Raw genomic sequence first — 16,753 nt, forward strand, 5'->3', positions numbered from 1 at the left:
ACTTTTCTTTGCTTATCAGAATAGACAATTTTTATGAATATATTGCTTTTATTAATTCGGTTCAATATGAATTAGTATGTGTCCTAAATTCGGTATTTCTTTTTGTAAATGGTCTTTTAACTTATGAGCAATGTCGTGACCAGATTTTACCGAAATTTCATTATTCACAATTGCGTGTAAATCCACGTGGAATTTCATTCCGGATTTTCTAATAAAACATTTCTCTGTTCCTAAAACACCTTGAACTTCTGTTGATTTTTCTCTAATTTCAATTATCAGTTCGTCATAAAGTTGTTCGTCCATAACTTCTCCTAAAGCTGGACGTAATATTAAATAACTATTATATAAAATGAATCCAGAAGCGAATAAGGCAGCCCAATCATCTGCTGTTTCATAACCTTTTCCATATATGATTGCTATCGAAATACCGATAAAGGCCATTACCGAAGTTATGGCATCACTTCTATGATGCCAAGCATCTGCTTTTAATGATGAACTATTTGTTTGTTTACTTTTTTTAATTACAATTTGAAATGAGATTTCTTTCCAAGCTATTATTAGACCTAGCACAATCAAAGTCCAAGATTTCGGGATTTTATGAGGTGTTTGAATGTTTTGAATACTTTCATAGGCGATTATTGTGGCAGAAACAACAAGGAATGTAACAACTCCAAAGGTAATTAATGGCTCAATTTTGCCGTGTCCATAGGGATGATTTTCGTCCGCTGGTCGTTTTGCATATTTAAAACCTAATAAAACTAAAAATGAAGCAAAAATATCCGTTGTCGATTCAATCGCATCTGCAATTAAAGCATAAGAATTTCCAAAAAATCCCGCAAGTCCTTTAATTAAGGCTAAAGCAGTATTCCCAATTATGCTGAAATAAGTTGTTCGTATTGCGGTTTGTTCGTTATTCATTCTAATTTTAGTTGTCAATAAATTTGTTATATTTATAACAAAGATACTTTTTTAATCACAAAAAAAAGAGGTGATAAACACCTCTTAAATTTTGGTTTCCAAAATCATTTTTCTGCTCCCTTTTAGCTCCTTCAGCTCCAGCATTAACTTTTCGTTGTCGCCTAAAACAAACTTTGGAACTACATACACAAAGCATTGACTTTCTCCATCAGTAATGGAATATGGCATTTTGTGTTTGTAAATAACTTCTTGTTGTAATCTTTGGTAAGAGGCTTTACGCTTTTTGTTTCCGTTGGTTCTATAAACTTTAATGTAGTCAATTTCAAAATCGATTCCAGACCTGTTCTTGACCTCTATAACCAAATACACTTCAGAAGCATCATACGCTATTTTTTGTAATTGGACTTTAATTCCTTTTTTGCGTTTGGTTTCAATACGCTCAAAGTTGGATTTTAATAAATACTCGCTGAATTTTTGAAAATGTGTTATTCTATTTGCATATTCGTTCAACGGTTTAACTTCTGGCTTCTGCTTAATCTTTTCCGGAAGTTCACTGCCAATGCTTTCATTTTCATTGATAAAATAATTCAGTTCTGGAAGTTTTTCAGAATATTTCAAAATATAAGAATAAACGCGACCATCACTTGTAACGGTCAATAGGTTGCTTTCTGTTCCAGGCTTCGCCTGTAACAAACCGAAATACTGCTCTTTCTCACGATTATAGGTGAATACAAAATTGGAAGCTCCTGTAATTCCTTGTCGAATAGGGTTTGGAAAAAACAGGGCAACGTTTTTCTGGTCGTTGGCGTAAATAGTGTCAAGGGGTTGCTGTGCTGAAATTGACATTGAACAAATCAATAACAGTAATGTGATATATGTTTTCATCAGAGTGAGTTTATTAATTGCCCATTATGGGCTTTCCTTGATATTTTGTTTTAGGAAGTCTTAAAATGAGTTTGTAATTATCGGTTATCGTAACCTTTACGTTTTTATGGTTACGTTGGAATATTTTCTTGAAACCGCTTACTTGCGGAACACCAGTAATATTAATGTCGTCCACCATATCGCCAACAATTTCATTGGTAACTTCTGCTCTAAAACTGTTTTCAACATAAATGCCTTCGCTACCATCCTGAAAATCATAGGCTTTCAATTTTACTGGTTGATGATTGATATTCTCAATGTCTATGATGGTGCGATTGGGTTTAAAATTGACAAATCCATAAATAGGCGTATTCTTGGAATAGCGTTGTCCATAAATGGTAGCATCTTTTATCAACCGCATTTGTAAGCGATAATTGGTTTTAACTGTTTGTGTGCCATCTACTCGTACATAAATGAAATCATCGGTATTTTTTGAATTCAAATCCTCATTTTCAATAGGATGCGAAGCAAAAAAGAGTTGATGCTCCAAAGCACGTTCTTTGGCTTCCACGTTCGTTTCTTGCTCTTCAATAGCATCCGTTGTGTCTTTTTCCTTCTTAACAGGTGGTTTTGGTGGATAGTATCTTGGATTAATATTTTCAAACGTTCTATCTGAATATCGAATCTGCCCTTGTTGGTAAATGCTATCTACCATCTGCATTTTTTTCTTGTCCAATAAATCAGGGTCATATACGCCTGTGGAATCCAACAGCCGTTCATCATAAATGCTGGGTGCGTTGGTTTCCCTAACTTCCTTTAAGTCGTTTAGGGCATCCAATTTGGAATCGTATTCCTTTTGGTCGTCTTCCAGTTCCGGTACAGGAATCTGGTTGTTCTCAATGGTCGGTTCTTCGTCCTCGCCCAATATAAGCATTGCATAGCCACCTATAAAAAGCAGGATGCATACCAACACGATGGCAAAGACTATTTTATTTTTTTCTACTTTCATAATTTTCTAATTTTCGTAATGTGCTTTCAAAAAAGTTGGTAATTAGCAGTCCGTGGGTATTGTTTGGAAAGTTTCTATCTACGTGAATCAAATTTCCAATAGTGGTCAACTCATAAGTATCTGTGATAGTACCTCTATTGATTTCAAAAATGGTTTTCGTTTCAAACTTGTAGGGTTCGTTTTGAATATCAACTTTGGATTCGATATTCAATACTTTTTGAACCAACGAGTATTGCAACAAACGGTTATAAACTCCATCGGCTTTTTTCTGTCGGTACAGAGCATCTACAGAACTATTACCCAACCAAAGGGCTTTCTCCAAGTTCTTTTCGTAATTGCTGGCATCAATGTTATAGAAATAAGTGTGAAACAACTCCAATTGTGCCAAGACTTCTACTTTTAAATTTTCTTGTTGAGATACCAGTTTCAAGGGAATAACACTTCCGTCCGAATTGACTACAAAAGCATTATTAACTGTTTCTTTATGCAGCTTTATGACCATCAAAACGGAAATGACGCACGTGAGCACAGCTCCAATAACGACGGTCAATACTATAAAGCGATTGAGCTTTAAGATGTTGTAAATATTCTTATATGGTGTTTTCATCTGTAAATTATTATTGCTTTATCAGCCTGTAAAGAGTTTAAAAGTGAACGAGGTCGCTCGTTTATATAATTTGAATTTCAGCAATACAATAAATCCGATAGACCCTAACTGTAAAAGCGGTGCGAAAAAATTACTCCCCCAATCCGTACCAAATAAGTCGCTCCAGAAATTTGTATTGATTTCGGTATAAAGATTATTCACGAAAACATTGACCAGAAAGAAGGCAGGAACTAACATATATACGCCAGCGTAAAGCTTAAAAAAGTTGTATGCCAACGACCTGAACTTTTCAAAAACCGCCAAGCTGATGACCAAAGGGAAAAAGGCTTGCATTATGCCCAGCAAAAAGAATCGTTCTGCAAGGAATAAGGGGTAAATAAACAAATCCAATAGCCAGAGAAATATTCCGGCAATAAAGGATAGTATTTTTAAGCCGTATAAAGGTGTTACTAATGCTTCATAAAGCATTGCCATTGCTTTTTTGGTGGCATCCCAAGCACTTACATCCTGTTCGATGTCAATATCTTGCATCTGTAAAGGAAGAAGTGCGGGTGCCGTGTCCCGATATTGGTTTTCAATGGCCACCAAAATGGTGTCGAAAACACTTAATACCTGTGTGGAAAAAATGACTAAAATCACTATTGCAAAGTTTTTGGCCAGTTCCGCAGGGGTCAATCCCCACGTATAACCCTCATTATTGGCTACACCTTCATTGTACTTTTTTAGGATGTTGATGAGAAAAAACAAGAGGGCGAGTGTCTTCATTCCTACAATAGTGTATTGTGAGAAATCACTATTTTTTATCGTTTGAAAAATAGTGTCCACAAACTCTAACCCTATGCCTAAAAAAATACCTGACATTAGTAATCGGTTTCTCGGTTATTGATTTTGTACTGCATTTCTCGAAATTGAATAATCTCTCGATAGCGTCTGGTTTTTGCCTCAATTTCCGCTACCATTTCCTTGGATTCCAGCTCTTTTTCTTTAAGGACTTCGGCACGTTCGGCATCGGTCATTTTCAGATTGTCGCTGGACAATATTTGGTCGATATATTCCATACCAGCCATAGAGTTCTGAAGGATGGCATCAAAGGAATCTGAAATGCGTGTAACTTCATTTGGTTTAATAAAAGGGGAATTGAGGATTTCCCTCAAATCATCCTGTACAACATCAAACAATCGTTGGTTGTTTCTTGCCAGTTCCCTGACTGCTTGAAGTTGTTTGATGACATTGTTTACCTTATCGATATTCTCTTTTTGGGTTTTAAGGAATTTTACCGTCTTCATTAAATTGGCGGTTTGTTTACCTGATTCCAATAATGATTTTACAAAAGAGATAAAGTTTGTGTTGTCATACACAGGCATCCCCTGGGCCGAAGCCTTACTTCCAATTAGCACTACAAATAGTGCGGATAACATTAGATTTCTGATAGTGTGTCTCATAATTTTTATTTTTAAGAATTAATAAATATTTTAATGGCTTTCTCCATATTTTGGTGTTCTTCAAAATGTTTCATAATGTCTTCGTTTTCTTTGCCATCCGTGAGGTAAGCAGCAAAGACTTCGGGCGGTACTTCCAATCGGAAAATGTTGCTTTCCTTTCCGATTTTGATGAACATTTCGGTATATTTTCGTGTTCCTGTAAGGTTGTTACGAATGGATTTTAACTGGTTTAAATCGTGACTGGTAAGGTTGAGCCTGTTTTTTAATTCGGCATAGCCTTTTTCATTACGAAGGCTGTAAATTACTTGGGTGTTTTCAAGAATACTCGCCGATGTGGAATTGTTGGGCAATTGGTTAATGGATTGCAGTATAATCCCAATCGCTCCATTTTGTTTTCTAATGGCTTGATAATAGAATTCTACACTTTCGAGTACATTTCCAAATTTGAGCTGTTTGGCAAACTCGTCGAATAGGATGATTCCCCTCTCGGCTTTATTTCTCCAAATGGTTCTTTGAATGGCAGATTTAATCAGCTTCAACATTACGGAAAGGATTTCCTTATTGTCCTTTACTTCATCAAGTTCAAAAACAATCAGTCTTTTATCCTCAATTTTATAGGTCTGGTCTTCACTTACATTGAACAGGAAGCTGTACAAGCCATCATCCACATATTCAGAGAGAATGTGCAGAAAATCGTAGATGTTGAAATGTTGCTCTTGAATATGTAGTTCTTCTAAAAAGGTGTCTTTTTTTGTATCAACGAACTGGTATAAATTTTCCAAAGAATGTGTACCACCCACATTTTGTAGATAGTAGTACCGAAGTACTTTTTTGACCGCCACTTCTTCAGCTTTAGTCGTTGCTTTGCCCGAAGCCAAGAGCTCTAAAAGGAAGATTGCCAAATCTTCCAATCGCTCTGGTGTCAAATCATTGACATCAGAGATATAGAATGGATTGATACCCAAATTTTTTCCCTGTTCATAGCGAAGGATGATATGGTCGTCTGGATAGAGCTTGGCAAATTTTGAATATGAACCACCTAAATCAATAATGACCAATCGAACATTTTGTTCAAAATATTGGCGTAGAATATTGTTTGCCAAAAAAGATTTTCCCTCTCCAGTAGGTGCGAAAATGGCAAAGTTCCTTGCCTTGATGCGTTTCTTCTTTTCATCCCAGACATCTTTAAGTACAGGAATGTTATGTTGTCTGTCATTAAAGATGACACCTGTGGCATCTGACTGATAGTTGGTATTGTTAATGTACAGGCAAAGAGCGTGTTTTAAATCGGTTACGTATAAATCCTCATTAGAAAAATTGGAAGTAAAACAGCAATATGAGTTTAAGAAATATTGCTTGCGTTCTTCGCCTTTTGGATAATAAGGCACTATATCCAATTCTTTGAATTCGGTTTTTATTTTGGAAGCAATTCTTTCTAATTGTGCTTCATCTTTATCCCAGAATATAATATTTAGATGACCCCTAATAATTCTTGAACTATCGTCCTCATTGATTTTGGTAACAATGTCTTCAATCTTCTTTAAGATGACTTTGTTCTGTGTTCCAAAATTGGAACTCTTTTTGAGTTCTTCAATTTTCTTGTCCAACAGCTTTCGCCATTTGTGCTTATCATCCAAATAAATGATTTGGTTGACAATATGATTTTCATTGAGATTCAACCCTAATCCGTCAATAAATCCTTGGTGGAATACAAAGTCGTCCGAAGTAAATTTATCATTGGTCTTGCTACTCTGAACCACATCGCCATAACACAATTCGCTATTGATGGCCAGCACATCAAAATGATGGTCGCCAATTTCAATATTCGCTTTTTTCAATAGAATGTCGGTATCAAATCCTTCGTTGAATCCATTAAAATAAGCATTGGTCAATGACAAGACTTTATCGATACCCAAAGGTATCAATGACACTTTCCGGCTGTTATTTACAAAGGAAACGGCATCGTTAACAGAAGCAATAAATTCCTGAACGTTATGGTCCATTTGCTTATGAATACCCTTTTCGACCTTGCGGAATGGGTTGGTAAACTTCGGTGCGTTCAAAGCTTTGTTGTGCGGAAGTATAAAGAATAGGTAAGAAGAATGTTTAATGAATTCCCGACCTTTAAAATAATCGTGTGTGGCACGTTGCAAAAAGCTTTTGTTCGGAAGTTCTTCCGCCAAATATTCAGCTTTCTGATAGATGTCCTGTTTGTGGATAACCGTGGCAATAGGCAATGATTTAAACGCTTGAAACCACGAACCGTGAATATCCTCAAAATCTTTTTCCGCGAGGGAATAGATTTCAGGATTGTCCACTTGATAGCCCAATACCACATTGCCGTTATTAGCGAACACGATATGGTCTTGAATATCCAAAATAGGATGATATGCCGATAGGTTAATTTTCTTCATAGTACAGACGACTTCCTTTTTTGTTACTAATTGTTTGTGGGAATACCTTTTTGATGTGCATCAATGCAGGGTTTTTGGTAATGTGAGTCAATACGATATACAGTGCACCGTTCAATAGAAATACTGAAATGATAACAGTAAAGCTGAACGAAAAGATGATGAACAGCAATGAACCGATAACAACGGTCATCATTAAAGCGAACAATGATATGGGCAGACCCATAATCACGGCTCGCTTGCGTATGTTTTTATAGACCTCGAATCGTTTCATTACACTACGATGCTAATGAGGTACGTAAAGATGCCCACGACTGCTCCCGCAATCAATACAAAGACCAGTACGCGGGTAATCCCTTTTTTTAAATCGGCATTTTCGCCAAAGAAATGTCCAGCATTAAATAGGAATCCAATTAAAAAGATAACGCCCAAAATAATGGGGAAAATGGTTCGGATAGTATCAGAAACATCGTTTACGGAATCTTCGATACCTCCAATTTGTGCAAAAGTTGTACTTGAAATAAGTAATGATAAGATGGTTACATAATGTGATTTTTTCATAATCAAAGTGATTTAGATTTTACGTCAATTTTGATATTTGAAAAATAGTGTATATTGCAATACAAAGAACTGATAATCAGTAAATTGTGAATAAAATAAGTTTTGATGTCAATTGTTTTTATTTGATGCGAATTGGTATCAAATTTTATGAAAATTGAAAAGTGCGATGTTGATAACTCTAAAATTTTGGAAGTGGGTAACGCCCAAAAACGTCAGTTTTGTGATTTTGATGCTACAATTCTGTGTGATTTTCGGTCAACAAAAAGTCATTATCATCGACCCTGGACACGGTGGAAAAGATACTGGTGCAATCGGTACAAATAGTATTCAAGAAAAGGATGTATCGTTAAGTATTGCCAAAGAGATTATAAGGCTAAATGAAACCCTCTTAAATAACGAGTTTGATATGTATTCGACCAGATATATGGACACTTTAATTTCTTTATCCGATAGAAGTCGATTAGCTGAAAGCTTAAAGGCTGATGTGTTTGTATCGTTACATTGCAATGCCTCTAACACATCGGCAAAAGGAATGGACATTTACGTGCATAATACCAACGATGAAGAAGTACTTATAAAGAAATCTATCGGAATGGGATTGTCCATTTTGGAAGAAAGCACTCTGAAATTGGACTTTAAAAAACGAGCAGTTCGATTCGCAAATTTTCAAGTGCTACGTGAAAATATCGAAATTCGCCCTGCTATACTCATCGAAATGGGCTTTATTTCGAGCACCGATGAAGCAGATTATTTTTTAAAGCCCAAAAATATAAGAGCAATGGCATTGGCCATTTTAATGGGATTGTATAACTATTTAAATGTTGGGTTATGAAGGAAATATTTATGGAAATTGTAAAAAGCATTAGAAAGATTATTATAACTATCTTCAAAGAGATAATTAAAACTAAAAATCCTCAATCCTAAATTTTAGTTTTTTGTCAAAATATAACTTGTCAAAATAATTTTGTAGGGTTGGGTCAGTAAAAACAACATATTCACTTTCACATATTTCTTTGAAGTTCTTTGGGTCTTTTAGGAACATAGCACATACATCCAATTCATCATTGGTTATTAATCTTCCGTGTAGTAATTCTCTATGCTCCAAAAAGTTAAAAATCTTTCTGGATGGATTACTGAAACTATTGTAAAGCACTTTCAAAAAAGTTTCTAAATCATCGACATATATTGACCAAGGGTAAGGGTCTTCATTATTTTTCCTTTTAAGCATTAATCCTAAATCGGTTTGTATGGAAGCAAATCTTTCTGAAGTAACTACAATGCAAAAAATCTCGTGAATTTCATTCGTGATAATTACCTCCGATTTATTTTTCAAGCTAACAATAACCTTTTCATTGTTTAACAATTCCTGTTCAACCTGATAGCATTGGTCATAACCTTTTTGAATACAGTCGTTAAAGTCAGATTTAATTCTTTGGTATGCTTGTTCCGTAACCCTTCGTGGTTCTCTATATCTTGAAGCCTTACATTCAATGATATAGGCGTTATTATCCACAAGGATTAATATATCTTTTTCTTCTGGCTCGTTGTTTATGTAATAGTTGGTGAAAATTTTAATCCTTTTTGATTTTTTGAAGAATTTTTTAAATATATCCAAAGTATGGCTTTCCAAAACAACTTTTCCTCTACGGAAATTTACTTGTTCTTTTTCCTTTTTTGTTTGAGTAAGCGTGGTATAAAGTAAATCATATAGAGCTGAAGGCAATTGTTTTTGATATACGTTTAAATACTGATTATCACTAATTCTTATAATCGGTTTATTTTCTAAAGGATTTTGTTGGGAATAAAATAAATTACTATGATTATCTTTAATATCAATTGAAAATAAGCCACAGAAAATATCAATATGTTTTTCTTCAAAAGAGAGGTGAAAATCTTGTTTGGCAAAAAGTAAACATTGGTGGGGTTTCTCAAAAAAATTCAAAAAACTTTCTTGGGTCTCATTCGAAAGTTCTAACAGCTTATCTGTAAACTCATTCTCTGCTAATAATCCATTTGCAGATTGTCGAGCCAGTTTGTCAAAGCCTTTGTCTAAAATAAATGACTTTGAATTTATTGACTTTGCACGATAAATTAATTCAGAATGATTGCATAAATTAATTAAGGTTTTTAAATCGATTTCTAATCTTTCCTGTATTTTATCTTGATAAGGTTTAAACATCCTAATAACCTTATTTACCTCTTGTTCTCTATAATTTAATATTCCGTTTTGAAAGTAATTTTTGAATGCTAATTCGTGAACAAGTAATTTTTGTCTTTTATCAGAAATCTCATCAAATTCATTTCCCTCATAATTTTCTGATAAATAGAAACTAACTATCTCTAAAAGAATGTCAGCAACTTGCTGAAGTACTAAATCATTTTTTTCTGAATAATGAAGTTCTTCCTTGCCTGCCAATGGTGTAGAGAGTCTTAACATTATCAGATATAAAGAATCTTTTAATTTTGACTTGAATTTTTTTGAAAATCCAATATTGCTTCTTTCTGGATGGTGTCTAATAAAATCAGCAAAAAAACATACAAAGCTCTCTTTTGTATAACGAGAGATTATTTTTTGAATTTCTAATGATTTTTTCTCTAAATCTATTTTCTTCATTTTATCCTAAAAACACTATCCTTAATTTTTCAAATCGTTACAAATGGATTACAACATTTTTTATATTTCATCAAATTCAAAATTAAGATTTTGCAATTCTGGGGTAATCTCTAACGGGTTTCCTTTTTTGGTTTGTCTGCCAGTTTCTGATATCAAGTGTAAATTGGTTTTGGCTCTTGAACAGATAACATAAAGTAGTTTTTTTGAAGCGGCAACAGGGTCTCCAGTAAAAATGTCATTCCAATGTGGGATATACCCATTTAGCAAACCATAAGCAATAACGGTTTCAAATTCTTCTCCTTTAACACCAACGCAAGTATTGATGACGACGCCTGACATTTCTCTATAAAAACTCATAAATGATGCTATGTCACTTGGAACTTGAAACGTTGGGTCTTCAAGACGGCTCTTTATTACATCGAAAAAGGTCTTCCTATTTATAAGAAGTTGTGCGTAAATAGTTTGGTCAATCCCAACAGCCTCTAAAAACTGGTCAAAACAATCATTAAGATAATCGATACCTTCAGTTTCATTGGATGTTATCGAGTTAATCAATTTCAATACATTTCGCTCTGTTTGATATTGTTCGCTGAATTCAGTATTGGTATGTTCTTTAAAGTTTTCAATTACTTCAGAACACCATTTGTATCGCAATGAATATATTTTTGGTTGTGGCTGCGTTAAGAACAACCTCGATAACTTATACCAAATGTTATTTCGATTTTTTGACATTGGTGCTAAACCTGAAGCATCAAAATTTACATCTGGTAGTTTAGCTCTCAACTGTTTTGTGATAGTAGTTATTAACCACCATTGCGGAACCAATACGCATATTTCATCTTCTGGAATTCCATTATCTAAACTATGCTCTATAAGTCGTCCAATTTCATCTACTAAATATCCTTTGTCAATGGTGTTATTGTACGTTATTATACTATCAACGTCTTTATTAGTACCAATAGCTTCAATTTTAATTGGGTTTGTCTGGAATATAGAGTAAAAGTCGATAATTCTTTGTGTGGACCTATAATTTCCAGAAAGCGTAAGTTGCTCAATAGGTAAAGTGTTTAACTCTTCCTGTATTTCTTCCAAACTTTTGGCAATGCCACCCAAAGATGCATAAATTGCTTGGTCTGTATCTCCTACTAAAAATAGATTTGAGCTACCTTCCCCAGTTGTTACAATCGACGAAATAATTGCGTAAAGCAAATCTTGCGTGTCTTGATATTCATCAACACATATAAGGCTAAAAATGTTCGATAACGTTTTTTTTATTTTAGGATGCTTGGTTAAGAGTTTGTATGAATAGTATAGTAGAAGCTCAAAATCAATTAACTTCTCTGTTTGTAGCCTTTCGTGATAATCCTTAAGGACTCTTTTTTGAATTGTTTTTGGTTCGGCAAATGTGCCGTCCCTATTGAATCTGAAATTAATCGGGTCAATAGGTTTTAACTTATGCTTTTCTTTAAGTTCACTTATGATATCCGAGGCATAAGTTTCATCGGCAATTAAATAGCCGTTTTCAAGTTCAGGTAAATAACAGGAATAGGGTTTTATAATCCATTCGAGACAAAATGAATGCAAAGTGCCAGACCAAACCCGATTACTATTAATTCCCATTGCGTTTAATCTGCGATATATTTCTTCGGAAGCCCTTACGGTAAAAGTTAGAGCGACAATCCTTTGTTTACTGTTTACATCAATATTTTTTAGAGCATAAGCGAGTTTATGAATAATCACTCGTGTTTTTCCACTTCCTGGGCAAGCTGTAAGAAGTACATTTCCATCTTTAACAACGGCATCTTTTTGTTGGTCGCTTAAAGTATCTAAAATCATATAAACGATAAAAATTTAGTAAATTGGTCATTAGGAAAGTTGGCTATATAGTCATCAATAACCTGTTGGTCTTCTTTATCCTTAAAACTAATTTTTGTTGCTACATCGTAATAACTATCATTTTTACTACGACTAATTTTTCGTAACCTGTATTTAGCGGTTTTAGCTTTAGAGGCATTATTTAAATGCGAAGATGCAAAAGCAACGGCTTTCAAAATATATTCAGGAATATAAGTATTGTAAACTAAATTATCTGCAACAACCAACGCCAGCCAACCTTTGCCTTTTTTATCAGCCAATCGTAAAACTTCTACACCTGCAATCGAAACTGATTTTTCTTCTAACTTTTTCTTTGAAGAATCAATAGCTGCTTGTTGTTTGAAAATTTCAGGAAGTGATTGTACGTATTCGTGGCTATTCCCATTCAAAAGGAAATCAACTTCAAAGGTGTATTTAGAGTAAAAAGGAATCAAGAAGTCGTTTTTGTCACAAAATTTATCCAATTCCTTTTTTCTTTCAGCTCCACTAATTTGCGATGCCCTACAATGTTTTTCATAAGCAGAATCATCAACTTCATTTGCAGGTAAATTGACAATACTGGCATCCAAGTCAGTTAGTATGGCACAGTTTTTCTGAATTCTATCCTTATGGAAAAGCCTTGCAACATTTTTAAAACCTGTACTTCCAATGTTTACGAGACTTATCCCAATTTCATCGAGCGAAATTCCAAAGACTTTTTTAAACATTTGAGGAATGAGAATCTGTTCTGCATCGCCTTCAACCAAAACAACGCCTTTCGCGAAAAGCAAGTTGCTTCTTATGGCGTCCAAGTACCTTTCGGCTCTTGTTATATAATCATCATCAAGATTGTTAGATGGTTGATATACCAAAGTCTGCATATTTCCTCGGCTTAAAATATTTACTGAACTTATTCGGCTTACAGATGAAATGTGAGTAGAATGCGTTGAAATAATAACCTGTGTTTTATTGGTTTGCACATTATCAAAAAGGGTTTTTTGAATATGCGTATGAATATGTGCTTCTGGTTCTTCTATTAAAAGAAAATTTGCAATTCTATCCGTTCTGATTTTTTCATACTCCAATAGCTTTAGTGATAGGTAAATCATATTTGCACCTCCCAAACTCAACTCCCATATTTTACCCATATAACCTTCTTCATCTGGGTCGCCAACCCATAGTTTGAGTGATTGCAGTAGTTTTTCCATATCATTTGGAAGTTCTGATTTGACATCTATATTAGGGCCGTAAGTAGTACCCACAGCTTCCTTAATACTTTTGTCAATTCCATCTTTCACATCCTTTACTTCTTTGAGAGAACTAATTTGGTCGTTAAGTTTGTTAACGCTATCAATGATGTCCGTTTGTTTTGAAACTTCAATAGTTTTTTCCTTTCCTCGTAATAAATTAATCAATGGATTAGTAGAATAGGAACGTAAGTCGCTTTCGACATCTCGAAGTGCTTTAATGAACGTACAAGAAACCTCGTTGTGCACACTTATTTCCCTCGGCAGAAACGTTCCAAAAATCAATTCTTCTTTATCATCTGGGTTTGGGAATTCAACAGCATCAAAATCGCCAACATACTTTTTATAGGTAGTGTCATCACTAAAATCTCCAGAGCCTCTGCATAAGTAAGACGTTTCATAATCATCAATCGTAAGTTTATCAAAAAAAAGCTGAAGCCCTGCTACACTTTTACCTGCGGTTTGTGAATAATCATATAATTCTTTTCTAAACTGATATTTTGGTCTAAAGTACACCGAGTAACTTCCAGTCTTTTTGCTGCCTTCCATATCTCCCGAAGATTGTACTGCCAGTACCTGTGCTTCTTCACTCGCATCCAGTTCGTCAAAAGTAACCGATAAAATTATCCAATGTCCAGCCCATTTACCCAGACCTCGGTTAAAGTCAGACTCATTAAATCTTATATATCTTGGAAGTTTATCATCAATTAAAACTCGTAAAGCAAAAAAGAGATTGGTTTTACCTGAACCGTTTTCTCCTAAAATAGTATTTATACCTTTTTTAAAAATGAATTTTGATTTATAGAAATTTCTAAAATTCCTAATGGATAGTGAACTTATATGCATAATAATTATTTTGAAACAATAAAAAAGCCAATGATTTCCCATTAGCTTTTTAAACATTAATATTTTAAGCGTAATCGCCTATAAATATACTGAAATGTCTTTTTAAATTCTTACGGTTTCCTACAAATTGTTAAAATTTTATTAAGAATATATCTTTACTTCTGGAAGTCAAAATTTTGGTTTTTTTTCGTAAATTAAGCCTAATTAGAGTGTTATAAACTCTAGTGCAAATAAAATGAGAGCAATTGCAATTTTCTTTTTGAACGTACTTCAAAATACTTTGGGGATGACTTTTGGATGGTTGTTTAAACCAAAAACCAAACGAAATTCATTTAAGGCCTTATCTGATGTTGAAATGGTAAAATATCTTGAAAAAAGAAGGCAATACAAAGGCTATAAAAAACAATGGCTGTATTACAGGTGTAGAGAAGAAGGTTTATTAGAAACCTATTACAAATTGTTCGATACTGAAGTTGAGGGACAAGATTCTGGAACGAAATTTAGTTTCGGTAAATATAGAGGGGAATATGTTGAAGCTATTTGGGAATCTGATAAAGAGTATATCAATTGGCTTTCCCAACAAGAATGGTTGGCTCAATATTTGGATGAAAGCGATATGATACACGAACTACTTCTTTTAGAGGAAGAAAACCAAAATTAGATTTAATCCCTTTTATCACGACTGCTTTTATCAAAGGCAATTAAATTGAACAGTTGTCGCATCCTTGAACGTACCCTATTCCCATAACGTTCCTCCAGTTCTTTAGCATTGAGGTTTGTAGTTGCGTGTGTTTTAGTTTTATGACTTAAAAATAAATCATAACGTGAAAGTAAGATTTCGCCCATTACATTACAATCTTTTCCAAAATGCCTTCCGGTGGGTTCTACACCCAAATCATCAAAACAATAAAACTTTTTGTCGCCGTAATTTTCAATGATGGTGTACCCAATATTATTAAAGGCAAAGGCAATGTTTCGTGTGGGTATAACCTCATACGATTTCTGATGTGGCACAATATGGCGTAACAGTTTCATTAAACTGGTTTTTCCACAACCAACAGGACCAGAAAGCAAAATCCCTTTATCGCGGTCGATGTCTAATTTTTTGCAATTAGCTTCATCCCTGATAAAATAATTACAGAGCTTGAATATAATATCACGGTCTTCTTCAAAAATTTTGAATTTCTTGCCAAAAAGTAGTTTTCCTTTGGCATTGAGATAAATTAGCATTTTATCAAAATCATAAAGCATTTGATTGTCTTTCAGTTCTCCCAAGGTGTATTGAACGCTACCCTCGGTAATGATATGTGGTTTGTGGGGATTCATAATGGTTCATTATAATTTTTGTTGGAACTTGTCTTTAGGTTGTCCGTATTTTGGCTAACTGCAACCATTGTTTTTTCTTCTTTTAGCTCTTCGGCCTTTATCATCCAGTTTCGAGCTGTGGCGTGCCAATCGACAATTTTTGTTTTTCCACCTACTTTCCAACCGATGCCTTGGTAGTGGTTGTAAAATTTTTTGGCTTCCAATTCTGGCCAATTTTCCTTTTCAAAAAAATCAATGACTTCATTTTCATTTTTTGGCTTGTCAAGTTTAGTATCATTTGCTTTGTTTTTTCCTGTTTGTATATGTTTGTTTATAGATACCACCGCTTGTCCATTGCTTGTCCCGATATTGGTAGGGTTTGGGTACAGAGCTTGTCCATCACTTGTCCCAAAATTGAACATCTTGATTCTGCTGCCTTTAAATGGATTATGTGAGGGTTCGTATAATAGGTATTTCCAATGATGTAGTTCTTTGATGCAGCGATGGTAGGTAGTTTTTGAACCAATCTTGGAAAACCGCATCGCTTCTTCTCGATTGATATAGAATTCTGTCGGAAAGTGATAGTTGTTCCATAATTGAAACAATGCCACGTACAAACTTATGTGCGTGGGATTTAAACGGCTATCCTTTGAGAATTGTAAGAATACAGCGTTTAGGTGCTTAATGTAATTGACCTGCTCCAAAACGATTTAGAATTTGTTATGAACTTTATTATTTTCCATTACGCTAATTATTTCTTCGTAATCGTAATAGAGTACACCCCCTACTTTGGTGTAGGGCAATGTGCCATTAATTCTTAAATTCTGTAACGTGCCAGAAGAGATTCCCAAAAGCTTTTTTACTTCAGGGGATTTTAGCCACCTTTTGGTAATATGACCAGATTGGCTATTGAGTAGTTCCTTGATATCATCGAGCAGTTCCATTTTGAATTCTCGAAGGTCGTCTGTGGTAATAATACTTGTGGGCATAATAGAACGGAATAAACTACCTCGGGGCAAGCCCACGAGGTATTAAAATAATTTGAGCTGTCCAGAATAGATTTTCTTATAATCTT

General features: G+C 34.4%; 16 protein-coding genes. 2 read left to right on the plus strand and 14 right to left on the minus strand.

The window, feature by feature from the left end:
• Positions 1-51: 51 nt before the first annotated feature.
• The 8 genes from RLT85_RS07080 to RLT85_RS07115 all read right to left on the minus strand — a co-directional run bounded on the left by RLT85_RS07080 (position 52) and on the right by RLT85_RS07115 (position 7,812).
• Positions 52-918: a cation diffusion facilitator family transporter gene (locus RLT85_RS07080; protein ID WP_025743359.1), complete on the minus strand. Its 867-nt coding sequence runs from the start codon at positions 916-918 to the stop codon at positions 52-54.
• Positions 919-1,002: 84 nt separating this feature from the next.
• Complete coding sequence (locus RLT85_RS07085) at positions 1,003-1,803, minus strand: DUF4138 domain-containing protein (RefSeq protein ID WP_027126729.1); 801 nt, start codon at positions 1,801-1,803, stop codon at positions 1,003-1,005.
• A 13-nt stretch (positions 1,804-1,816) separates the two neighbouring features.
• Positions 1,817-2,791, minus strand: a complete 975-nt coding sequence (gene traM, locus RLT85_RS07090) for a conjugative transposon protein TraM (RefSeq protein WP_025743361.1) — start codon at positions 2,789-2,791, stop codon at positions 1,817-1,819.
• Positions 2,772-3,398, minus strand: a complete 627-nt coding sequence (locus tag RLT85_RS07095) for a conjugal transfer protein TraK (RefSeq protein WP_025743362.1) — start codon at positions 3,396-3,398, stop codon at positions 2,772-2,774. Before RLT85_RS07095 ends, traM begins: the two co-directional genes overlap by 20 nt.
• A 21-nt stretch (positions 3,399-3,419) precedes the next feature.
• Positions 3,420-4,259 carry a hypothetical protein gene (locus tag RLT85_RS07100; RefSeq protein WP_034230060.1) on the minus strand — a complete coding sequence of 280 codons (840 nt, stop codon included), beginning with the start codon at positions 4,257-4,259 and terminating at the stop codon, positions 3,420-3,422.
• Positions 4,259-4,816 carry a conjugal transfer protein gene (locus RLT85_RS07105; protein ID WP_339917541.1) on the minus strand — a complete coding sequence of 186 codons (558 nt, stop codon included), beginning with the start codon at positions 4,814-4,816 and terminating at the stop codon, positions 4,259-4,261. Before RLT85_RS07105 ends, RLT85_RS07100 begins: the two co-directional genes overlap by 1 nt.
• Positions 4,817-4,851: 35 nt before the next feature.
• The gene (locus RLT85_RS07110) at positions 4,852-7,254 is read right to left on the minus strand and encodes a TraG family conjugative transposon ATPase (protein WP_025743365.1); all 2,403 of its coding nucleotides are present in this window, start codon (positions 7,252-7,254) and stop codon (positions 4,852-4,854) included.
• A 270-nt stretch (positions 7,255-7,524) separates the two neighbouring features.
• Complete coding sequence (locus RLT85_RS07115; protein WP_025743366.1) at positions 7,525-7,812, minus strand: hypothetical protein; 288 nt, start codon at positions 7,810-7,812, stop codon at positions 7,525-7,527.
• Between the two features lie 166 nt (positions 7,813-7,978).
• Between RLT85_RS07115 and RLT85_RS07120 the strand changes: the two genes are divergently transcribed.
• The gene (locus tag RLT85_RS07120; RefSeq protein ID WP_035479736.1) at positions 7,979-8,644 is read left to right on the plus strand and encodes an N-acetylmuramoyl-L-alanine amidase family protein; all 666 of its coding nucleotides are present in this window, start codon (positions 7,979-7,981) and stop codon (positions 8,642-8,644) included.
• A 72-nt stretch (positions 8,645-8,716) separates the two neighbouring features.
• Here RLT85_RS07120 and RLT85_RS07125 read toward each other — a convergent pair whose 3' ends face one another.
• Genes RLT85_RS07125 through RLT85_RS07135 form a run of 3 tightly spaced genes read right to left on the minus strand, consistent with a single transcriptional unit; the run spans position 8,717 to position 14,430 of the window.
• Complete coding sequence (locus RLT85_RS07125) at positions 8,717-10,426, minus strand: hypothetical protein (RefSeq protein WP_027126734.1); 1,710 nt, start codon at positions 10,424-10,426, stop codon at positions 8,717-8,719.
• Between the two features lie 60 nt (positions 10,427-10,486).
• Complete coding sequence (locus RLT85_RS07130) at positions 10,487-12,262, minus strand: ATP-dependent helicase (protein WP_027126735.1); 1,776 nt, start codon at positions 12,260-12,262, stop codon at positions 10,487-10,489.
• Positions 12,259-14,430, minus strand: coding sequence for an ATP-dependent nuclease (locus RLT85_RS07135; RefSeq protein ID WP_311401341.1), 2,172 nt, complete (start codon positions 14,428-14,430; stop codon positions 12,259-12,261). The genes RLT85_RS07130 and RLT85_RS07135 overlap by 4 nt, the downstream gene beginning before the upstream one ends.
• Before the next feature lie 178 nt (positions 14,431-14,608).
• On the opposite strand from RLT85_RS07135, the gene RLT85_RS07140 reads away from it, so the two are divergent.
• Positions 14,609-15,034, plus strand: coding sequence for an exodeoxyribonuclease X C-terminal domain-containing protein (locus RLT85_RS07140; RefSeq protein WP_027126737.1), 426 nt, complete (start codon positions 14,609-14,611; stop codon positions 15,032-15,034).
• Between the two features lie 2 nt (positions 15,035-15,036).
• Here the strand turns inward: RLT85_RS07140 and RLT85_RS07145 are convergent, their stop codons facing one another.
• The 3 genes from RLT85_RS07145 to RLT85_RS07155 are packed head-to-tail and all read right to left on the minus strand — an operon-like array spanning position 15,037 to position 16,667.
• The gene (locus tag RLT85_RS07145; RefSeq protein ID WP_110355858.1) at positions 15,037-15,699 is read right to left on the minus strand and encodes a P-loop NTPase family protein; all 663 of its coding nucleotides are present in this window, start codon (positions 15,697-15,699) and stop codon (positions 15,037-15,039) included.
• Entirely contained in the window at positions 15,696-16,382 is a 687-nt protein-coding gene (locus RLT85_RS07150) for a hypothetical protein (protein WP_025743374.1), read from the minus strand. Before RLT85_RS07150 ends, RLT85_RS07145 begins: the two co-directional genes overlap by 4 nt.
• Positions 16,383-16,388: 6 nt before the next feature.
• On the minus strand, positions 16,389-16,667 hold the full coding sequence (locus RLT85_RS07155) for a helix-turn-helix domain-containing protein (protein ID WP_025743375.1): 279 nt from the start codon (positions 16,665-16,667) through the stop codon (positions 16,389-16,391).
• Positions 16,668-16,753: the final 86 nt, after the last annotated feature.

Origin of the sequence: Mesonia ostreae (assembly GCF_031845265.1) — a bacterium.
GTDB classification, from domain to species: Bacteria; Bacteroidota; Bacteroidia; order Flavobacteriales; family Flavobacteriaceae; genus Mesonia; species Mesonia ostreae.

What these genes read in the sequence shown, in the direction of transcription:
- RLT85_RS07155 (WP_025743375.1), bottom strand. Translation starts at nt 16,667, where the DNA reads ATGCCCACAAGTATTATTACCACAGACGACCTTCGAGAATTCAAAATG.
- RLT85_RS07100 (WP_034230060.1), bottom strand. Translation starts at nt 4,259, where the DNA reads ATGTCAGGTATTTTTTTAGGCATAGGGTTAGAGTTTGTGGACACTATT.
- RLT85_RS07145 (WP_110355858.1), bottom strand. Translation starts at nt 15,699, where the DNA reads ATGAATCCCCACAAACCACATATCATTACCGAGGGTAGCGTTCAATAC.
- RLT85_RS07140 (WP_027126737.1), top strand. Translation starts at nt 14,609, where the DNA reads ATGAGAGCAATTGCAATTTTCTTTTTGAACGTACTTCAAAATACTTTG.
- RLT85_RS07125 (WP_027126734.1), bottom strand. Translation starts at nt 10,426, where the DNA reads ATGAAGAAAATAGATTTAGAGAAAAAATCATTAGAAATTCAAAAAATA.
- RLT85_RS07095 (WP_025743362.1), bottom strand. Translation starts at nt 3,398, where the DNA reads ATGAAAACACCATATAAGAATATTTACAACATCTTAAAGCTCAATCGC.
- RLT85_RS07135 (WP_311401341.1), bottom strand. Translation starts at nt 14,430, where the DNA reads ATGTTTAAAAAGCTAATGGGAAATCATTGGCTTTTTTATTGTTTCAAA.
- RLT85_RS07115 (WP_025743366.1), bottom strand. Translation starts at nt 7,812, where the DNA reads ATGAAAAAATCACATTATGTAACCATCTTATCATTACTTATTTCAAGT.
- RLT85_RS07080 (WP_025743359.1), bottom strand. Translation starts at nt 918, where the DNA reads ATGAATAACGAACAAACCGCAATACGAACAACTTATTTCAGCATAATT.
- RLT85_RS07105 (WP_339917541.1), bottom strand. Translation starts at nt 4,816, where the DNA reads ATGTTATCCGCACTATTTGTAGTGCTAATTGGAAGTAAGGCTTCGGCC.
- RLT85_RS07085 (WP_027126729.1), bottom strand. Translation starts at nt 1,803, where the DNA reads ATGAAAACATATATCACATTACTGTTATTGATTTGTTCAATGTCAATT.
- RLT85_RS07130 (WP_027126735.1), bottom strand. Translation starts at nt 12,262, where the DNA reads ATGATTTTAGATACTTTAAGCGACCAACAAAAAGATGCCGTTGTTAAA.
- RLT85_RS07110 (WP_025743365.1), bottom strand. Translation starts at nt 7,254, where the DNA reads ATGAAGAAAATTAACCTATCGGCATATCATCCTATTTTGGATATTCAA.
- RLT85_RS07120 (WP_035479736.1), top strand. Translation starts at nt 7,979, where the DNA reads ATGTTGATAACTCTAAAATTTTGGAAGTGGGTAACGCCCAAAAACGTC.
- traM (WP_025743361.1), bottom strand. Translation starts at nt 2,791, where the DNA reads ATGAAAGTAGAAAAAAATAAAATAGTCTTTGCCATCGTGTTGGTATGC.